The 19,246-nt window shown below is 60.8% G+C and carries 17 protein-coding genes; 3 read left to right on the plus strand and 14 right to left on the minus strand.

What is annotated here, in order from left to right:
* Positions 1-75: 75 nt before the first annotated feature.
* The 13 genes from ATO7_RS02160 to ATO7_RS02220 form a co-directional block, all read right to left on the minus strand.
* Positions 76-1,470, minus strand: a complete 1,395-nt coding sequence (locus ATO7_RS02160; RefSeq protein WP_083559266.1) for a sigma-54 dependent transcriptional regulator — start codon at positions 1,468-1,470, stop codon at positions 76-78.
* Positions 1,442-1,843, minus strand: a complete 402-nt coding sequence (locus ATO7_RS02165; RefSeq protein ID WP_083559267.1) for a response regulator — start codon at positions 1,841-1,843, stop codon at positions 1,442-1,444. Before ATO7_RS02165 ends, ATO7_RS02160 begins: the two co-directional genes overlap by 29 nt.
* A 16-nt stretch (positions 1,844-1,859) precedes the next feature.
* Positions 1,860-3,308, minus strand: a complete 1,449-nt coding sequence (gene rpoN, locus ATO7_RS02170) for an RNA polymerase factor sigma-54 (protein WP_083559268.1) — start codon at positions 3,306-3,308, stop codon at positions 1,860-1,862.
* A 144-nt stretch (positions 3,309-3,452) separates the two neighbouring features.
* Positions 3,453-3,839 carry a flagellar export chaperone FliS gene (gene fliS / locus ATO7_RS02175; RefSeq protein ID WP_083559269.1) on the minus strand — a complete coding sequence of 129 codons (387 nt, stop codon included), beginning with the start codon at positions 3,837-3,839 and terminating at the stop codon, positions 3,453-3,455.
* Between the two features lie 79 nt (positions 3,840-3,918).
* Positions 3,919-5,280, minus strand: coding sequence for a flagellar filament capping protein FliD (gene fliD / locus ATO7_RS02180; protein ID WP_083559270.1), 1,362 nt, complete (start codon positions 5,278-5,280; stop codon positions 3,919-3,921).
* 30 nt (positions 5,281-5,310) lie between these two features.
* A complete protein-coding gene (locus tag ATO7_RS02185; RefSeq protein WP_083559271.1) occupies positions 5,311-5,640 on the minus strand; it encodes a flagellar protein FlaG in 330 nt (109 codons plus the stop codon).
* Positions 5,641-5,702: 62 nt separating this feature from the next.
* Positions 5,703-6,848 carry a flagellin gene (locus ATO7_RS02190; protein ID WP_083559272.1) on the minus strand — a complete coding sequence of 382 codons (1,146 nt, stop codon included), beginning with the start codon at positions 6,846-6,848 and terminating at the stop codon, positions 5,703-5,705.
* A 190-nt stretch (positions 6,849-7,038) separates the two neighbouring features.
* Complete coding sequence (locus ATO7_RS02195) at positions 7,039-7,947, minus strand: metal-dependent hydrolase (RefSeq protein ID WP_083559273.1); 909 nt, start codon at positions 7,945-7,947, stop codon at positions 7,039-7,041.
* A gap of 89 nt (positions 7,948-8,036) precedes the next feature.
* The gene (locus tag ATO7_RS02200) at positions 8,037-8,843 is read right to left on the minus strand and encodes an SDR family oxidoreductase (RefSeq protein ID WP_083559274.1); all 807 of its coding nucleotides are present in this window, start codon (positions 8,841-8,843) and stop codon (positions 8,037-8,039) included.
* Positions 8,840-9,748, minus strand: a complete 909-nt coding sequence (locus tag ATO7_RS02205; RefSeq protein WP_158523001.1) for an enoyl-CoA hydratase-related protein — start codon at positions 9,746-9,748, stop codon at positions 8,840-8,842. The genes ATO7_RS02200 and ATO7_RS02205 overlap by 4 nt, the downstream gene beginning before the upstream one ends.
* Positions 9,738-11,309 (minus strand): class I adenylate-forming enzyme family protein, encoded by a 1,572-nt coding sequence (locus ATO7_RS02210; RefSeq protein ID WP_083559276.1) that lies wholly within the window; start codon positions 11,307-11,309, stop codon positions 9,738-9,740. Before ATO7_RS02210 ends, ATO7_RS02205 begins: the two co-directional genes overlap by 11 nt.
* A 3-nt stretch (positions 11,310-11,312) precedes the next feature.
* Positions 11,313-12,764 (minus strand): coniferyl aldehyde dehydrogenase, encoded by a 1,452-nt coding sequence (locus ATO7_RS02215; protein ID WP_206044761.1) that lies wholly within the window; start codon positions 12,762-12,764, stop codon positions 11,313-11,315.
* Between the two features lie 59 nt (positions 12,765-12,823).
* On the minus strand, positions 12,824-13,297 hold the full coding sequence (locus ATO7_RS02220; protein ID WP_083559277.1) for a hypothetical protein: 474 nt from the start codon (positions 13,295-13,297) through the stop codon (positions 12,824-12,826).
* 195 nt (positions 13,298-13,492) lie between these two features.
* Between ATO7_RS02220 and ATO7_RS02225 the strand changes: the two genes are divergently transcribed.
* Entirely contained in the window at positions 13,493-16,276 is a 2,784-nt protein-coding gene (locus tag ATO7_RS02225; RefSeq protein ID WP_158523002.1) for a LuxR C-terminal-related transcriptional regulator, read from the plus strand.
* Between the two features lie 20 nt (positions 16,277-16,296).
* Here ATO7_RS02225 and ATO7_RS02230 read toward each other — a convergent pair whose 3' ends face one another.
* A complete protein-coding gene (locus ATO7_RS02230; protein WP_083559279.1) occupies positions 16,297-17,571 on the minus strand; it encodes an alpha/beta fold hydrolase in 1,275 nt (424 codons plus the stop codon).
* Positions 17,572-17,725: 154 nt separating this feature from the next.
* Here ATO7_RS02230 and ATO7_RS02235 point away from each other — a divergent pair, with 154 nt between their 5' ends.
* Entirely contained in the window at positions 17,726-18,346 is a 621-nt protein-coding gene (locus tag ATO7_RS02235; RefSeq protein ID WP_083559280.1) for a TetR/AcrR family transcriptional regulator, read from the plus strand.
* On the plus strand, positions 18,339-19,217 hold the full coding sequence (locus ATO7_RS02240; RefSeq protein WP_083559281.1) for a haloalkane dehalogenase: 879 nt from the start codon (positions 18,339-18,341) through the stop codon (positions 19,215-19,217). Before ATO7_RS02235 ends, ATO7_RS02240 begins: the two co-directional genes overlap by 8 nt.
* Positions 19,218-19,246: the final 29 nt, after the last annotated feature.

Consider the following 19,246-nt stretch of genomic DNA (forward strand, 5'->3'; position numbering starts at 1 on the left):
TGGTCCTCGGTGTCACGCGCGCGGTGCCCCGCGCGATGCGGCTTTACGCCATCAAGGCAACTTGTGTGCCACGCCTTACGACGAGGCCTGCTGGCGGTTGAGGTCGTACTTGCGCAGCTTTTCGACCAGCGTGGTGCGGCGCAGATTGAGCAGCTGGGCAGCCTGCGACACCACGCCGCCGGTCTGCTCCAGCGCCTGCCGGATCAGGGTCTGCTCGATGTCTGCAATATGGCTTTTCAGGTCCAGCCCGGCCTCAGGCAGCTGACTCAGCGGCTGCGGCACAGCCGTGGCCACCGCGTCGAGCAGATCATCGTCATCAACCAGAGGCTTGCGCGCACCAGCCGGTTGATAACGCTCCGGCAGGTCCTGCGGCGCAATCGTGCTGTTGGGATGCAGTACAGCCAGGCGTTCGACCAGATTAGCCAACTCGCGCACATTGCCGGGCCAGGCATAGGAGCGCAGCAGATGAATCGACTCGGGGCTGAAGCGCACGTCGCCACGCCCGAACTCTCGCAGCTCATCTGAGATTTCCGAGATCAGCAGCGGCAGATCTTCCAGCCGGTCACGCAGGGCCGGCAACTCGATGGGAAACACGTTCAGACGATAGAGCAGATCTTCGCGGAACAGGCCTTCATCGATGCGCGACTCCAGATTGCGATGGGTGGCGGCTACGATGCGCACATCGCACTGCCGCGAGACATTGCTACCCACCCGCTCAAAGGTGCGCTCCTGCAAAACACGCAGAATCTTGACCTGCATCGGCAGACTCATGTCGCCGATTTCATCCAGGAACAGGGTGCCGCCCTCGGCCAGCTCAAAGCGACCCTGGCGGGCGCAGATCGCACCGGTGAAGGCGCCTTTTTCGTGTCCGAACAGTTCGCTCTCGAGCAGCTCCGACGGAATCGCACCGCAATTCACCGCCACGAACGGCTTGTCGCGACGCCCCGAGGAGTCGTGGATCGCCCGGGCGACCACTTCCTTGCCGGTACCGGACTCACCGGTGACCAGCACGGTGGTGTCGAAGGTCGAGACCTGTTGAATCATCTTGCGCACACGGCGGATCGCCAGCGTGTTGCCGGTGGGCCCGACGGCCTGCGGCTCGACCATGGCATCAAGCTGCTTGACGCTGATACGGCGCAGGATTTCGGTCAGCTGCGGCGCCCGGATCGGATAATCCAGCGACCACACATCAGCCGGGTCGAAACCCAGGGTTTCACCGTGCCAGGGTGGCAACAGCAGCAATGGTGCATGCTGGGGGTCCTTGCGCAGCCACTCGCACACGGCGCTGCACTGTGTCTCATCCAGCTGCCCGATGATGACCGCAAGAAACGCGCGCGGTTGCTCATCAGGGACGGCCTGTTCGTCCAGGTCGTGGACCAACGGGGAGTAGTCAACAAAGCCCAGAATCGCATGGACCTGAGCAGCGCGCTCAGCATCCGAATCAAGCAGCAGAATTCGCGAAGTGGACATTGCCGCCCTCCTGCAGGTTATCAATCAAACGGGCCACCGAGCCCAAAAAGTCGGCCTTATTGATAAAGGCGTCGGCACCTGCGCGCGACGCGTGTGCGCGGTGCTCGCTGTCGTCATAAATGCTCACGATGGCGATCAGGGGGGCGTCGTCCTGTGCCTTGATCAGACGCGTGGCCTGAATGCCGCCCATCCGCGGCATGGACAGATCCATCAGCAGCAAATCCGGCCTCAGCTCTTCGCACAGATGAATGGCTTCCTCGCCATCGGCGCCCAAGCCAACCAGCTCGACACCTTCGATCTCTTCGAGCAGCACCTGAGCCAGGCGGCGGAAGTCCACATGGTCATCAACAACCAAAGTTCTCAATACAGTCATGGCGGTTCTCCCGAACTCAGCGGGCCTTGGCGACCCGGCGCTGGATCAGCGCATCAAGGCGATAGCGCTCCAGTCGATCTTTTGACGAAGGAATATTCAGTGCTTCCCGGTACTTGGCGATGGTGCGACGTGCAATGCGTACACCGCGGCGCGCCAGGATGGCGGCCAGGTCGACGTCGCGCAGAGGCTGTTCAGGCGTTTCATGCGCGATCAACTTTTGAATGGTGGCCTTCACCGCCGAGCCGGACGCGGCCACGCCGTCGGCCACCACAAGCTGGCTGGGGAAGAAGGCTTTGAGCGGAAACACCCCATGTGGGGTCTGCACAAATTTGCTGGTCGTGATGCGCGAGATGGTGCTTTCGTGCACCCCAATGGCATCGGCAACAAACTTCAACGTCAGCGGTTTCAGCGCGGTCTCGCCACGTGCCAGAAAGGTCTGCTGATGTTCAAAAATAAACCGCGTTGCACGCAATAGCGTGTCGTTGCGCATTTCCACGCTGCGGATCAGCCAGCGCGCGTCCTGCAGCTGATCACGCAGGGCTTTGGCGCTCGCATCATTGGTTACGATGCGCTCATATTCCGCATTGATACGCAGGCTCGGAACCGTGCTGTTGTTCAAACGCACGGTCCATTCGCCCTGAACCTGTTCAACCGTCACGTCGGGAACAATCGCAACCGCCGTCTTTTCATCGGCAGCCGGTTTCGGGCTCAGGCTGCGAATCAACCGCACGGCGGCGGCCACTTCGTCCTCGCGACGGCCCAGCGCCGCGGCGATGGCCGGCAGATCCATACGCCCAAGGTCATTCAGGTGAAAGTCCACGACTTTCAACGCCAGGTCGATTTCCTCGCGTTCCTGGGGATCGCTGACATGCGCACGTGACTCAGACAATTCTTCCAGCTGAACGCGTAAACATTCGGCCAGGTTGCGTGCTGCAAAACCGATCGGGTCGAGACGCTGGATCACATGCAGCACTTCCTCGACTTCTGTCGGGCGAACCATCTTGACCTGCGAAAGACTGGCCACCAGATCTGCAACCGTGCCCGTCAGATAGCCGGAGTCATCGGTGGATTCGACAATTGCCAGCGCAATACGCTGCTCCTGCTCGTCCGGGAAATGCATGGGAATCTGTTCCACGATGCGCAGATGCACACCGGGCTCGTCATTGACCAGACGATCTTCGAAAGAGAACTCGCCAGAACCGCCTCGAGTCTGACGCGCGGCTTGGCCCCAACTCTCGGCACGTTCAGAGGCCGAGTCGGCCCAGTCGGCCTGATGGTTGTCAGGGCGGATGTCCTCTGCACCGTCGTCGGTGCCGACCTCCTCCAGCATCACGTTGCTGTCCAGCGCAGACTTCAGTTCATCTGCCAGTTCCGCGGCCGACAACTGCAGGAACCGGATCGACTCCGCAAGCTGCGGGGTCATGGCCACTTTCTGGCTGATGTTCAGACTCAAGCCTGGCTTCATTGCTCTCTCCTCGACTTATGAAGAGCCCCTGAACATCACACCGTGATTGTCGTGATTTCGTCGGGCTGAAGACAGCTTGCTCAGCGAGTCGTCAAGGAAATGTCATTTGACGTAAAGCGTGCACACTTAAGTACGAAAAACGCGTCACTGCATGTCGACCCAGGCGCTGTGCAGCTGCGACATCAGGTCCATCACTTCCAGCAAGGCATCCTGGTCGCGGTGCCGGTTGGCATGCATCAAGCGGCGCAAAGCGTAGTCGTAAAGCGCATCGAGCTGGGTCGCGATAGGCCCACCGTTGGTATGATCCAAGCAACCGCGCAGCTCGCTCACGATGGCCGCAGTGGCGCCGATTTTGCGACCGGCCAGTTCCGCGTCCTTGTTGATCAGGGCGACCCGCGCAGCGCCGGCTCGTTCGATGGCACCCGCCATCAACATGCGGATCAATCCGTGGGCATCGGCACTGGCCACGCCGCTATCCACAGCGACGGTGTTGTACTGATTGGAAGCGTAAGCATGGCTGCCAGCGTACATGGGGAATCTCCCTGTTAAGCGTACGTTGGTTATCGGCGCGGCGGCTTAAAACTTGAGCGTCAAAAGATCCGCAACAGGCCTACTCGTTGCTGTTGGCGACACCCGGCAGGCTGGCCAGTTGCTGGCTCAGATAGGAGCTGGTCTGCTGCAGCTGTGAGAGCATCACATCCAGAGCCGAGAACTGGGCCAGATAGCGGGCTTCGATGCGCTCCATGCGGGCATCCAGCGCTTCGTTGCGCTCTTCGATACGATCCAGACGCTGATTAAGACTGTCAACGCGGCCACCGATGATGCCGTCATCATCGACGTAGCCACCGGTAATACCCTGCAAGCTGGCTACGAAGCCGTCATCGCCAGAGAGAAAATCTCTGAGCTTGCTGAAGTCCGCATCGAGCACCGACGACAACTCCGTTTCGTCGAAACTCAGACGGCCGTCGACGTCCAGCCCAATGCCGAATGCGCTAAGAAACTCATCGCCCTCACCATAGCTGCCCGTCAACGCCTGACGCAGTTGATTGGTTGCGCCACGCAAAATCGAATCGCCATTGAGCGTGCCGGCCACCTCGGTATCGGCGTTGTAACCACCGAGACTCTTGGCCTGGTCAACAAAACTGTTGTAGGTGTTAACGAATTCCTTGATGACCTCGACCGCAGCGTTGTTGTCACGACTCACATTGAGATCGAAAACCTCGCCCGGGCGCGCCTCATTGAGATTGATCGTCACACCCTGCAACACACCGTCCAGGGAATTGCTTGAAGAGGTAACCTGATAACCATCGACGTAAACAATGGCGTCTTGCTGGGCCTGCGTCTGTCCAAGATTGGCGATGAAGGTATTCAACTCGCCATCGCCGCCGCTGCTGCTCAGCTGTATTTCGCTGTCTGCACCGGTGCGATCGGACGACAGCTGCAGTATCGCGCCGCTGTCGGTGTTGAGAATGGTTGCCCGCACACCCGGGTTGTCGGCGGCATTGTTAATGGCATCGCGCACTTCGGCCAGACTCTGAGCGGCGGGATCAATTTCAACCGAGAAGCTGTCGCTTCCCAGATCAAGCTGAAGGGTGCCATAGCCGACCGGATCATCAACCGAAGCGTACGGCGTTGTGCTGGCCATCCGGTGCGCCTGCGCAAGCTGCTCAACCTGGACGCTGAAACGACCAAGCGCCGCACCGCTTTGCACGCTGGCCGTGAAAACCTCTTCGTCGCTGGAGCTGGCGCCGCGTCCGTCCAGTGTGTCGGCATTACTGAGCTTTTCCAATGCGCTATCAAAGGCTGACAGTGCGTTGCGAAACTGACCAAAGGCCGACAGCTCGACACGGATCGTGCTTTCCTGGCGCGTCAGCCGGTTGGCCACGGGCGCGCGCTCGGCCGCCACTAGCTGGGCAACCAGAGAGTTTATGTCGAGTCCGGACCCAACGCCGGCAGAGGTTATCGTAGGCATGTCAGTGCACCTGCAAGGGCTGTGCCCAGGTCAAGCGAGGGCGTCCAAACCGAACTTGCCCTGCTCCTGGATCTCTTCGAGACGCTGGGCCAGGCGCAGTATCAGCTCGGAAGGCATTTGCCGAATCAGCTGGCCGTCGCTGTCGAGCAGCGAAACAATCAAGCGTTCGGAGTCCTGGTCGATGCGAAACTTGAGCGACGTGTCGCGACTGACCACCGTGTTGGCTTCAGCCAGATGGGGCATCTCGCCACGGGTTTTTTCACTGGCCTGTGTCGCCACCACGGGCTGAACCGCTCTCGGTGTCTCCACCGGAACGGTTTGGGTCTGGGCCAGTTGGGTTAATGATGAGACTTCAATCATCACGCACCTCCATGTTCAAAAGGCTCGGGGACACCGCGGCTGCGGTGCCCCCGGTCCGTGCTTTAGCCAAGCAGGCTGAGTACGTTCTGCGGCGCCGCGTTGGCCTGGGCCAGCATCGCAGTCCCGGCCTGCTGCAGAATCTGACCGCGGGTCAGAGCAGCGGTTTCGGCAGCGAAGTCGGCATCCTGGATGCGCGAGCGTGAAGCACTCAGGTTCTCAGAGGTGGTCTGCAGGTTGGCCACCACACTTTCGAAGCGACTCTGCAGTGCACCCAAGTCAGCGCGCGCGCTGTTGATCGTGGTCAGGGCACTGTCGACCAGCTGCATACCCAGCTGGGCACCGGCGTAGCTGCTGATGTCCAGAGTGTCGATACCGCTGGAGGTTGTGGTCGTGGCGACTGTGGCGTTGGCCCAGCCGGCGGTGGTCGCATCATTCTCGGTACCGGCAATGATGATGTCCTGGCTGCCGGTCAGGGTGATCTGACCAGTGGCAGAGTCATAGGAGGCACCGACATTGGTCTGCTGCGACACTTCATTGATCGCATCCACCAGCTGGCCGGCACGCTCAGCCGCACTGGAGGCCGAGCCAATCGCACCGATGTCGACACCGTTGACGGTGACACCACCAGCCGCGATGGCGGAGGCGAAGCCAGTCAGACCGCTGGCAGCCACCGAAGCGGAAGCCTGGGTCACGCTGCCCAGGGCAGCCGTGTTGGCGTCAGCCAGTGACGAGACGGTGATGTTCTCACCGGCGTTAGCGCCGATCTGGAACACCGCGCCGGAGAACGAACCATCCAGCAGGTTGACCCCATTGAAGGTGGTCTGGTCGGCCACACGGTTGATTTCCGACAGCAGCTGGGACACTTCAGCCTGCAACGCTGCACGGTCACTGTTGGAGTTGGTGGCGTTGGACGACTGCACCGACAGCTCACGAATGCGCTGCAGGTTGTTGGCCACTTCGCCCAGCGCACCTTCAGCGGTCTGGGCCAGCGAAATGCCATCGTTGGCATTGCGAACAGCCTGATTCAGACCTCGGATCTGCGAGGTGAAGCGCTCGGAAATGGCCAGACCGGCGGCGTCATCTTTGGCACTGTTGATACGCAGACCGGTCGACAGACGCTGGATGGAGGTGGCCAGATCATTGTTTGACTGGTACAGATTGCGCTGAGCATTCAGCGACATTACGTTGGTGTTGATCACTTGCATGATGTCATCCTCGTTGGGGAGAGAAGTCCTAACGGCTCAGTCCACCATCGGGCCTGTTGCCGGTTCGCTAGGGTTATCGCCCGGACTACGGATTTCTTTAATGCAAGTTGTCGATTAATTTCTCGGCAACCATCGCAGCAGGCTGAGCGCCTGCTGCTTAAGCCTTATCAGCAGCCTGATTACCAGCAACGTCTCAAGCCGCTGCGGCCTCGACCTGCAGGATCTTGGCCATCTTCTGGTGATCGATATCCAGCACTTCACCACCGGCGTGCTCATAGCGGCGCCAAGCGATCTGAATGGGATCCTGACGACTGGTCACCATGGGATGGTTTCTGGGGTGATAGCCACGTTTGAAGACCGGCAAAGCACTTTTCACGAAGCGCCCCAGCATGACCAGGCAATAACCGATTTTGCCGGCACCGCGTAGCGGGTTGCGCAACCAACCTTCACAGCGTGCCATGTGCATATAGGCTTTCAGGGTTTCCTTGGCAATGTGCAGCAAGGTGACCAGAATCATCCATTTGCGATACCACTCACGCTCGCCGTAGAGGTGCTTGTAAACCTCAAAAGCGACCGCGCCATGCTCCACTTCCTCAACCTGGTGCCAGATCCACAGCGCTTTCATGACCGGATCACTGTCTTTGAACCAATGTTCAAAGTTTTGCAGCACGATCATGCCGCTGAGAAAGGTGAAGGTCTCGTAGCCGGCGGTGTAACCGACCAGGCGGCGTAAGGAATCGGATTTGGCGTGATCGGCAAAGTAATCCTTGGCCTGCTGATCAAACTGCGCCACCTTGGGATAACGCTGACTCAGCCACTGGTTGAGGACCACAAAATTCTTGGCGTGGTGCGCCTCCTGACCAATGATGGCCGAGATGTCGCGGCGCAGGCGTTCATCGGTGATTTCGGCTTTGGCCGCGCGCATGCTCTTAACCAGATAGCGCTCGAAGTACGGCACGTGGATGCCCAACGCATTGATGAACATCGAGAATTCCGGCTTGGTCCGGCTCCACAGCGGATCCTGAAACTCGATTGCATCGAAAGAAAAGGTGAGCTGACGCACCGGAAAATCATCCATGGGGTGCTCAGGCAATGTGCTCATGCGCGTCTCCTTTTATGGCTCAGCTGAACCACACTATGCGCTCAAAATATGCGCTTGTGACCCATCTTTGGGATGGCCCTGGCCAGGTTCTACCCCGACCACGCGGCAGCGAAGCCCCCTCCTCCCAGGGTGGATTGCCCACCGTCGCAGACTAAAACCTCGCCGTTGAAGTTGCTCCCTGCGGGCGAACACAGAAAAGCCGCCGTGTCGGCAATCTCGTCGAGTTCGGCGTAGCGTCGCAGCGGGATGGCCTGTAAAAAGCGGGCTTTGTGCTTGGCGGTCGGCGTCAACCGCGCCATGCCTTCGGTGCCTTCCACCGGCCCTGGTGCAATGGCATTAACGCGAATGCCCTGCGGCCCCCATTCGATGGCCAGAACCTTGGTCAATGCTTCCACCCCGGCTTTGGCCGCACACACATGAGCCTGCCCGGGCACCGGCATGAATGCCTGAACCGCGGAGATATTGAGCATGCAGGCTTGGGGCTTGCGCACGTGGGCATAGGCCGCGCGGCACACATGAAAAGTGCCGTTGAGGTCGATATCGACCACGGTCTTGAAGCCGTTTGACGACAGCTCCGCAGCCGGCGCAACAAAGTTGCCCGCCGCACCGGAGACCACGATATCGAGCGGACCAAAGACCTCGACACAACGTTGCACGGCGGACTCGACCGCCGCGTAGTCACGCACGTCGGCCGCGCAGCCGGCCGCACTGATGCCAAATTCACGCAAGTCCTGAATCGCCGCATCAATCTTGTCCTGCGAGCGACTCATCAGGAAAACCTGCGCCCCAAGCACGCCAAGCTTCTTGGCGATTCCCAGATTGATCCCGCTGGAGCCACCGGCGATGAAGGCGTTCTTGCCCTTGAGCAAATCCGGGCGAAAGGTTTCGTTCCTCACGCCTGGGGCTCGCCGTTATCAAATGCCCCGAACACGAACTGATCATTGGGCAGCGGTTCAAAGCGCGGCGCACGACGCTCGGCCCGGGCCTGCATGGCCTCGGCAAAATCCGCCCCGGGGAAATAGCCCCCCTGCCAGGCGGCGACATGCTGCAGCCCCGCATCGACACCATGGGCCCGCGTGAAACGCATGGTGTCCTTGAGTCCGCGCAAAGCCAGCGGTGAGTTGGCGGCAATCTGATGCGCCACCTGCCAGCCCAGCGCGTGCAGTTGCTCTGGCGATTCCGCCACACGCGAGACATAACCGATGCGCAAAGCTTCGGCGCCGTCGATAACCCGCGCGGTGAACAGCCAGTCTGCAATCAGAGCGGGCGGCAGATACGCACTCAGGCGCTGCACGGTGCCAAGATCAGGCACAAACCCCAGATTGAGCTCCATCGGCGCAAACTGTGTCGCAGCCTCAGCCAGACGTACATCGGCGGCGCTGACCAGATCCAGCCCGCCGCCCAAACATGCGCCCTGGATGGCGGCCACAACCGGCAACGGGCAGCGCGCCAAGGCGTTCAGGGATTCCTGCAGGGACAACACCGTACGCCGGATATAGTCGGCCTTGCGCGCCGCCTCCATCTGCACGCCCTGGCCCTGCACGTACTGCAGAATGGCGATATCAATGCCTGCGGTGAACATCTCGCCATCGGCACTGAGCAGCACGCAGCGCGCTTGCGGGTCCTGCTCGGCCTGCGCCAGCGCCAACGGCAGTTCGCGCCAGAATTCACGCGTCAGACAATTGCGTTTGTCGGGCCGATTCAGCCGCAGATTGATGACTCCTGCATCGCGGGTGTAGGCGAAGCTGGAGAACGCCTGGGCGCTGGGATCTGATGAGATTGGCTGGTTTTCAGGACACACGACGGTCTTGCCCCTCCCAGAACTGCTGACGCAGCTGGTTCTTGAGAATTTTCCCCGCGGCATTGCGCGGAATCGCGGCCACCTGCTCGATGCGCTTGGGCACCTTGAAATGGCCAATGCGCTGCTTGCAGAAAGCCTGGATATCGTCGCTGCTCAGATCAGGATCAGCGCTCACGATCAGCGCCGTGACCGCCTCCCCCCATTGCGCATGCGGGGTGCCGATGACCGCAGCATCATCGATGGCCGGGTGCTGCAGCAGGGCCGATTCGACCTCCAGTGAAGAGACGTTCTCACCGCCGGTCACGATGATGTCTTTGAGGCGGTCAACAATAAACAGATAGCCGTTGTCATCCAGATAACCGGCGTCGCCGGTGCACAGCTGGCCCTCGCGGATGGCCTCCTCGGTAGCGCTCTGCTTATTCCAGTAACCGGCCATGACATGTTGCGAGCTGACCCGAATTTCGCCCACCTCACCGGTTGCCAGTTCATGGCCCAGCGGATCGCAGATGCTCAGTTCGGTGCCGGCCACCGCGCGCCCGGCCGATGCAACCAGCGGGCATTCCGGGGCGGACACGATCTGGCGATGATCCGCGCAGGTCAGCGCGGAGATCACGCTGTGGGTTTCGCTCATGCCGTAAACCTGCATGAAGTCGCAGGCATAACGCGCCACCGCATCGGTCAGGACCGGACGCGATATCGGCGAGGCCCCGTACATAATGGTTTTGAGCTTGCCGTAGCCGGCCGGGTTGGGCTGACTGACGGCCAGACAGGCCTGAATCATGGCCGGCACTAGAGCGGCATGCTGCACCGTCCCCGAGGCCATCATGTCGTCGGTCAGCTGCGGGTTGAATTCCTGTCGCAACACCAGGCTGACACCACGGTTCAAAGCCCACAGGCTCGCGAACACGCCGCCCACATGGAACAGCGGCAACGCCTCGTAGAGACTTTCGCCGGCGCGAAAATCCGCATCCACGCTGAGCAATATGGCGGTGAGTTGGCCCAGGCTGTTGCCATGGGTCAGCACCACGCCTTTGGGGCGTCCGCTGGTACCGGAGGTGTAAATCTGCAGATACGCTCGCTCAAGCGGCAGGACAGCCCGCGCCGAACAGCCCTGCTGGCCCTCAAGCCAGCGCGCAAAGCAGATCCATTGGGATTCCCCCTCATCCAGCGAGAAACGCAGGTTCTGGGGGATTTGGGCACTCAGCCCGGCATCCAGCGCTTGCGCGCACTGGGCGTCGGCAAACACCGCCACACATTGCGCGTCCTCAATAATCCACAGCATTTCGTCTGTCGACACGCGGCGATTGATGGGCACGCAAACCGGCCCGCCACGCAACGCGGCCAGCAGCAGCACGACCATCTCGTAGCGGTTCTTGGCGACCACCGCGATGCGGTCCTGAGCGCCCAGCCCGGCGCGCTTGAGCCCGGCCACCACGGCGTCGACGTGCTCATCCAGCTGCCGGAAGCTGATCTGATGCTTTTCGTCCATCACGGCCAGCGCCTGCGGCTGGGTTCTGACCTGATATTCAAAACCACTGTCTGGTTTCAACAATGCCTGCATGCTTTAGCCTCCCATCAAACTGATCAATCGCCGCGACAGCGGTCCGTACGGCGGATACAGCAGCTTCAGCCCGGTGAAACGTCCGAACCCACGCTGCACGAAAACCGCTTTCATGTGCGAGAAGGTTTCGAAGCCCTCGCGCCCGTGATAGCGCCCGAAGCCACTGGCGCCGACCCCGCCAAACGGTTGCGCAACCTGCAGGTACTGCAGCATCACATCGTTGATGGTGACGCCACCGGCGTGAGTGTTTTTCATGACCGCCTGCTGAATTTTTTCGCTATGGCTGAACAGATACAGCGCCAGCGGCCGTTCACCTGCGTTGATGCGTTGCACCGCGTGATCAACATCCGGCACCTCAAGCACCGGCAGCACCGGGCCGAAGATTTCCTCGCGCATCACCCGGCTGTCATCCGCGGGGTTGAGAATCAGGGTCAGTGGAAACTTGCGCGCCGCCGCCAGGGCCTCGGTGTGCGGCTCCAGCGGCACCACTTCAGCGCCGCCCGACTGAGCGGTTTCAACCAGCTGACCGAGCCGCTGGTAGTTGCGCTGGTCAATAATCGATGAGTAATCCTGGCCTTGAGCCCCGTCCGGGAAGCGCTGACGGTAATGGCGCGACATCCAGATCACGAAATCACGCGCACGGCCCTGCGGCACCAGCACGTAGTCCGGCGCCACACAGGTCTGCCCGGCATTGGTGGTCTTGCCCCACAGCACCCGGCTGGCCGCCTCTTCCATGGGGTAATCCGAGGCCACGATCACCGGACTTTTGCCACCCAGCTCCAACGTGAGTGGGGTCAGGTTGGCCGCAGCTGCCGCCATCACCTTGCGCCCCACCGCAGTCGAGCCGGTGAACAGCAGATGATCGAAAGGCAGCGCCGAGAAATGCTCGGATTCGGCCGGACCACCACCAAAAACAGCCACCTGGTCCTGATCAAATGCCTGGGCCAGCAGCTGCTTGAGCAACTGGCTCGATGCCGGGGTGTACTCCGACATCTTGATCATCGCGCGGTTACCGGCCGCCAACGCGCTGGCCAGCGGCGAGACGGCCAGATTGATCGGGTAATTCCACGGCGCCATGATGCCGACCACGCCCAGAGGCTGGGCCTGCACCCGGTTGGCACCGGGCAGGAACCACATGGAGGTGCTGCGCCGCCGCGGCCGCATCCACGCCGCCAGATGACGCCGTGCGAATTCGATATTGGCCACCGTGGCACCGATCTCGGCGATGCGTGTTTCATCGCTGGAGCGATGACCGAAATCACTGTGCAAAGCGGCCACGATGGCATCGCGATTGTCTTGCAGCAGCCGACTCAGCGTGCGCAAAGCTTTGCGCCGTTGAATCAGGGAAGGACTGCGCGCGCGTTCATAGGCGTTGCGTTGTTGGCGCAGAACGGCATCCAGTTCAGCGCTGTCGGCCGAGGGCGCATCCTGCGCCGCTGTGTCGTGCATGGACATCATGACTCCTGTTGCAGGCCGGATGAGATCACCACGACCCGGTTTTTTCAGAGGCGCGCTTAATCCGCCGGTTCGGCCCGAAACAGCACGCACAGGGCATAAATCAGGGTGACCGCGCCGAGCAGTGCCGGGAAGAACGCCAAGGCACCGGCGAAGCTGGCCTCACCCAGACGGTTGGCTTCCAGGGTGACCCCGTGGTTGGGCGCGAACATGCCGAAAATGTAGAAGCAGAAATTGCCCCACACGGCGATGCTGGTGCCCCACTGGATGCCACGTGAATGACCATCGCTGAGCACATATGCACGCATGGCCACACCGAGCACGATGGCCATGATCCCGTTCAGCAACATGCCCAGGTGCACAATCCGCCAACCTTCCGTGGTGCCGGGCATGTCAAATTCAAAAAGCACCGGCACCGGGCTGAGCGAAAGCCCACCGATCATGGAAAAAATCAATAGAAAGCCGGCCACCAGGGCCACCAGCATGGCGGCCACCCCGTTTTTGATCAGCAGATTGGAATAATGCGTCTGCATCGCGTGTTCTCCTCAGTCATCGGCGTATGCCCGATCCACGCATGCTAGGAGAGTTGGCGCGCAAACAACCCGATCAAAGGATGGGGAAAAAGATCAGCCTGCCCGTCTATGCTTACGCTCCCATACTTTTAGCTGGCCCATCAGCAAACTACCCGGCTCCTGCTTAGCGCTTTCATGCCCATCCGCCATGCACAAATGAGCTCGCCCACCAGCGTGATGGGCGGCGATGAACTGATCGAAACCAAGCTGCGCGCGCCGTTGATCCGGCACAAGGTGCTGTCACGCCATCAGCTGATCGACGGTCTGCTGAGCGAGGACAGCGAAGGCGTGGTGGTTACCGTGGTGGCGCCGGCCGGCTCGGGCAAATCAACCCTGTTGGTCGAACTGTCGAAACGCCTAGCACAGGACAAATACACCTGTTGCTGGTTGAGTGTGGATGCCGATGACAACGAACCTATCGTGTTCGCCAAATACCTGGTCTCGGCACTGCATCAGTTTGACCCCAAAGCGGCCGACAAGGAGCTGGCCTTCATCAAGGCCAACCCCACACGCAACTACGACGCCCTGTTCGATGCGCTGGTCGCCCGCATCAGTCGCACCGACCGCAAGCTGGCGATTTTCGTCGATGACTTCCAGCACCTCTCGCACAGCAGCATCCTGCGTTTCTGGAATCGCCTGATCGCCCATGCACCGCGCAACGTGCGCCTAATTCTGGCCAGCCGTACCCGCCCCGGCCTGGAGTTGGGGCGCAGGCGCATCTCCGGTGGGCTGCATGAAATCACGCAAGAGGCGCTCAACTTCAATGCCGCCCAGGTCAGCGAATTCATGCTGCAACTGCACGCCATCGAGCTTGAATCCGATGCGGTGGACAGCCTGCACGCAACCACCGAAGGCTGGGCCGCCGGCCTGCAACTCGCCGCGCTGGCCATCGGCCGCAGTCGCGGCAACGCCGGGGCCATGATCGCCTCGTTTTCCGGACGCAACAAAGACCTGACCGAATACCTGTTCCAGACCGTCCTCGGCGTTCAGTCGCTTGAGGTTCAGCGTTTTTTGCTGCGCACCTCGGCATTGACACGGCTCTCCCCCGGGCTGTGCAATGCGCTGATGCAGGATCAAAGCGGCGCCCTGCTGCTGGATAAAGTGGAGCGCAGCAATCTATTTCTGATTCCGCTTGACGATGAGGGGCGCTGGTACCGCTACCACCATCTGTTCGCCGACTTTCTGCAGGCCGAACTGCGCCGCACCGAGACCGACGCCTACCCGCAGCTGTGCGCCATCGCGGCCAGCTGGAGTGAAGAACAAGGCCGTCTGACCGAAGCCATCCAGTATTGCCTGAGCGGCGAGCATTACGAGCGTGCGGCGGACCTGATCGCAACCAAAGCGCCCGACATCGCGCAGTACCAGGGCGACCACTACACCATCCTGGACTGGATGCGACGCCTGCCGTCTTCGTACCACCAACAGCGCCCCGAGATCCTGCTCAACCACGCCTGGTCACGTGCGTTTTCATCTGACCTTGAACAGGCCATCAAACTGGCCGAACAGGCCGTGCAGGTGCTGGACGGTGACCACGGCGACAGCTGGGATCTGGAACCGCACAAGCGCAATCAATTGCGCTGGCTGGCCCAGGTCATTCAATCCATCGCCCATGTCTGCTCGGACAGAATTCCCGGCAGCCTTGATCAGTGCCACAGCATCCGCGCCGAGCTGCCCGCCTCGGAGCCCTTTTTGCTGGCCTCGATACTCAACGCAACCAGCTACTGCCATCTGAGCCGCGGCGAGATCAGCAAAGCGGCCGATTGCGCCGAAGAAGCCTACAGCTATGGTCGCCAGGCCGGTTCGGTCTACGCCATTGTCTGGGCTGACTTCCTCAATGCCCTGGCCAATGTCGAACGCGGCCGCATTCAGGCCGCCCATGACAGTGCCGAGCGTGCCAGCCGCCACGTTGGCGAACGCACCAATGCCAACCGATACATGTTCGCCATGGCCGCCATCATCAAGGCCGAAACCGAAACCCAGCGCGGCAACTTTGCCGCCGTCAACGTCTGCATGAGTGCCGGGCAGGATTTCACCGCTTTGTTCGGGCCGCAGGAACCGCTGTGGATTGCACTGCGCAACGAAGCGCGCATGAAAGCCTGGAGCGGCGAACTGGGCGCGGCCTGCGAAGTGCTCAAACAAGGGCGCGAGACGGCCCTGGGCGCTGCCCAGCTCATGCTCCACTTCAGTCTCGCCGCAGAAGAGATTGACCTGCGCCTGCGCCATGACGACGACACCGAAACCGCAGCCGAGTTGTTCATCAGCAGCGGGCTGGCGGATGATCGACGCAGCCAGCTGATTTGCGACGAGATGCGCAGTCGCATCAGCGTGCTGTCACGCTACACCGAAGCCAAGCTGTGCTTGGCCCAGGGTCAGCCCGACAGCGCCCTGAAGCTGCTCAAATCGCTGCAGGCCGCGACTCAGGCCGAGCAGATTCTTGTGCTCCAGCAGATCCGCTGCCTGCGTGCCATCGCCCTGTGGGCCAGCGAGCGTCAGGGCGACGCCGAGCGCGAACTGGACCGGGCTCTGAACCTGGCGGCTCCGCACAATCACGCCTACCCGTTCATTGCCGCCGGCGGCACCATGCTGGACATACTGGAGTCGATCCAGTGCAAGCGTGGCAGCGCCTACGCCGGTGAGGAACACCAGCTCAAACGCCAGTTCGAACAACGCCTGATTGCCCTGCTCAGAAACGAAAACCCGGACAACCACAACGCGATTCAACCGCTGACCGACGGGCGCGACGAGATCGAGCCGCTGACCGAGCGCGAAACCGAGATCCTCAAGCTGGTCGCCGCCGGCCTGACCAACCTGCAGCTGGCGGACGAGCTGCTGATCTCAGTGGCCACCGTCAAGTGGCACTTGCACAACATCTACGAAAAAATTGGCGTAGGCAGCAGAACAGCGGCTGCCGCCTACGCGCGCAAACTCCAGTTGATCTGAATCAGCAGGCCGCCTGTGGCCTAATCAAGCGTGAGTAAACCCGCGCCGCGATAGCTCTGCTCATGCCCGTTGATACGGGTCAGACTGTCATGCAGATAGGACAGATGCGGATGCCCGCCTTCCAGCACGGCCAGCGCCGAGGCGTCGCCACGCAGGTAATAGTCCATCCAGGCCAGTGAGAAGTCTTCGGCGATTTCACGCCCCCAGGTCGAGGTCGGAATCAGTGGGTAATTGGTGTGCATGCCATGGGTTGCAGCTTCGCCAACAATGAAGGCCCGGTCCGCGCTCAGGCTGTCATACAGCGGGCGCACCACCGCCGGATTCACGAACGGCAAAGGGGCAATCGGACCATCGTGATCACCGGTCTGAATCATCACCGGAATCGGGCTGGCTGACACCGACTCGAACACCGGCGCTGCCGCAATAACCGCCTTGACCGGCACAGGATTGGGTTCAGCAGCATCGCTGGCTTCCTGCTCTTGCACGCGCAAGGCTGCCGCCGCCCCCATGCTGTGCCCGATCACACCGAAGCGGTCGCGGTCGAGCACACTGGCCACCGGCGATGCTTCAAACAGATAGCGCATGGCGTCTTGCGCATCGTGCAGGTTGTTGCCCGGATCGCCGCTGACTTCGTCATCCGAACGCCCCTGCCCGCTGAAATCGAAGGCAAACACCAGATAGCCGTTGTCGGCAAACAAACGATGCCACCAGCGGTACATTGCGGTATTGGTGTTCAACCCTTCAAGCGCCAGAATCACCGGAAACGGCCCATCACTCGGCGGGATCGCTGCGCGCCCGGGCAGCACAATTTCACCATGCAGACGGGTGCCATATCGGTTCTCAAACTCGACCGGAACCAGCGCTACAGCCTGGTTTTCATAAGGGTGGCCGTACCAGTGATAAACCTGATCCAGGCGCGAGCCATCCTGCAATTGGGCCAGCGTTGAGCGCACCATATGCTCAACGATAATCGGGTCTGTGATGTCATTGATGGTGTAGCCGAAAGCCACCGGATCAAAAAGCCGTACAACCACATCCGTCGGCAGCAGATCCAGCAAGGCCGCGGTCGAACCGACCACCTGTGACACGGCATCCGGCGCGGCCGGCGGATCCTCGCCCTGCTGCGAAGGCGGCCATTGTTTAAGCGCTGAGCTGCCATTTCCGGCGGCGCTGTCATCGCCACAGCCCAGCATTGTCGCTGCAACCAATAGCGCAAAGCAGCTGCGCACCGCGGGCTGAATAAACCGACTCAAAGAGGCGCCTGAGGCGGGCCTGGGCTGATCACTGCTTGTCATGGTGGATGTCCCCTGTAATCACATTTTGTCCGCCTATTAGACGTCACGGTGGCACTCACGTATTGACACTTGACGCCACGGCCAGGCTCAAACCGATTGATTGCTATTTTTGTACCGATTGGTACAGTAACTCCGTAACCTCATTGAGACCGGCATGCCCCGCCCCCTCGAATTTGACCGCGATCGCGCAGTGGTACGCGCAATGAAACTGTTCTGGTCGCAAGGCTATAAAGCCACTTCGCTGGCGGCCTTGCTCGACACCATGGGCATACAACGCAGCAGTTTCTACGCAAGCTTTGGCGACAAGCGCAGCCTGTTCATCGAGTGTCTGAAACTGTTCGGGCAACGCACGGCGGATCTGGCTATCCAGCCTGTTGATACCGACACCCGGCCTGAACAACTGATCCACACGTTCTTCGCAGTCACGTTGATGAACGTGCCGGAAGATCGCCTCCACAACGGCTGTTTGCTGGTGAATTCCATACTTGAGCTTGCCGATACCGACGATGAACTGTCGAAACTGGCCACCCAGATGCTCGGCTATGTCGAAAAGGCCTTCGAACAAGCCCTGCAGGCGGCCCGCCAAGAGGGCCGCTGGCATTCGGATCTGAGCCCCAGGCAAGCCGCCCAGATTCTGATGCTGATCAATCAAGGCGTGCGCGTTCAAAGTCGCAAACGCACACCGCGCGAGGAAATCTGGAGCACCCTCGCAGACGCCCTCGCCCTCATCGGCTTGGGCTATCTCACGACCCAGGAGACCCACACCCATGGCTGAAGAATTTGCAAGCCGTAAGAAACGCATCAACGTCAATGGACGCGACATCGCCTATATCGATGAAGGTCAAGGTGACCCCATCGTACTGCTCCACGGCAACCCCACATCATCCTATCTGTGGCGTGACGTCATTCCGGAGCTGCGTAACTCAGGTCGCGTCATCGCACCTGACCTCATCGGTCAGGGCGATTCCGACAAGCTGCCGGTGGAGATGGGGCCGGAGCGCTACTCGTTTGAGAGTGCCTACAGCTATCTCGACGGCTTGCTGCAGGCCCTTGATCTGACCCACAACGTCACGCTGGTGATTCACGATTGGGGCAGCGGGCTGGGCTTTCATTGGGCACGCCTGCATCCGCAGTCCGTGCGTGGCATCGCCTACATGGAAGCGGTGGTCATGCCCGTGAGCTGGTCTGACTGGCCAGAATCCGCCGCCGGCATTTTCAAAGGCTTCCGCTCTGATAAGGGCGAAGACCTGATCCTCAAACGCAATATGTTCATCGAAGGCGTGCTGCCCAGCGCCATTTTGCGCACGCTGAGCGAGGAGGAGATGAACGAGTACCGTCGCCCCTTTCTCAACCCGGACGACCGCCAAGTCACCCTCAATTGGCCACGACAGATTCCTATTGACGGCGAACCGGCGCATATCTGCGCCCTGGTCGAGGCCTACGGCCAGTTCATGGCGCAATCGACCATACCCAAACTGTTCATCAACGCCGAGCCCGGCTCGATCCTGACCGGACGCGCACGCGAGTTTTGCCGCAGCTGGCCCAACCAGCAGGAAGTGAGTGTCAAAGGCGCCCATTTCATTCAGGAAGATTCCCCCACCGAGATCGGTCAAGCCGTTGCCAATTGGCTCAAAACCATCCCCTGACGCCGCTTCGCGCCGGACCATCTGGCCTC

The sequence above is a fragment of the Oceanococcus atlanticus genome (genome assembly GCF_002088235.1).
Lineage (GTDB): Bacteria > Pseudomonadota > Gammaproteobacteria > Nevskiales > Oceanococcaceae > Oceanococcus > Oceanococcus atlanticus.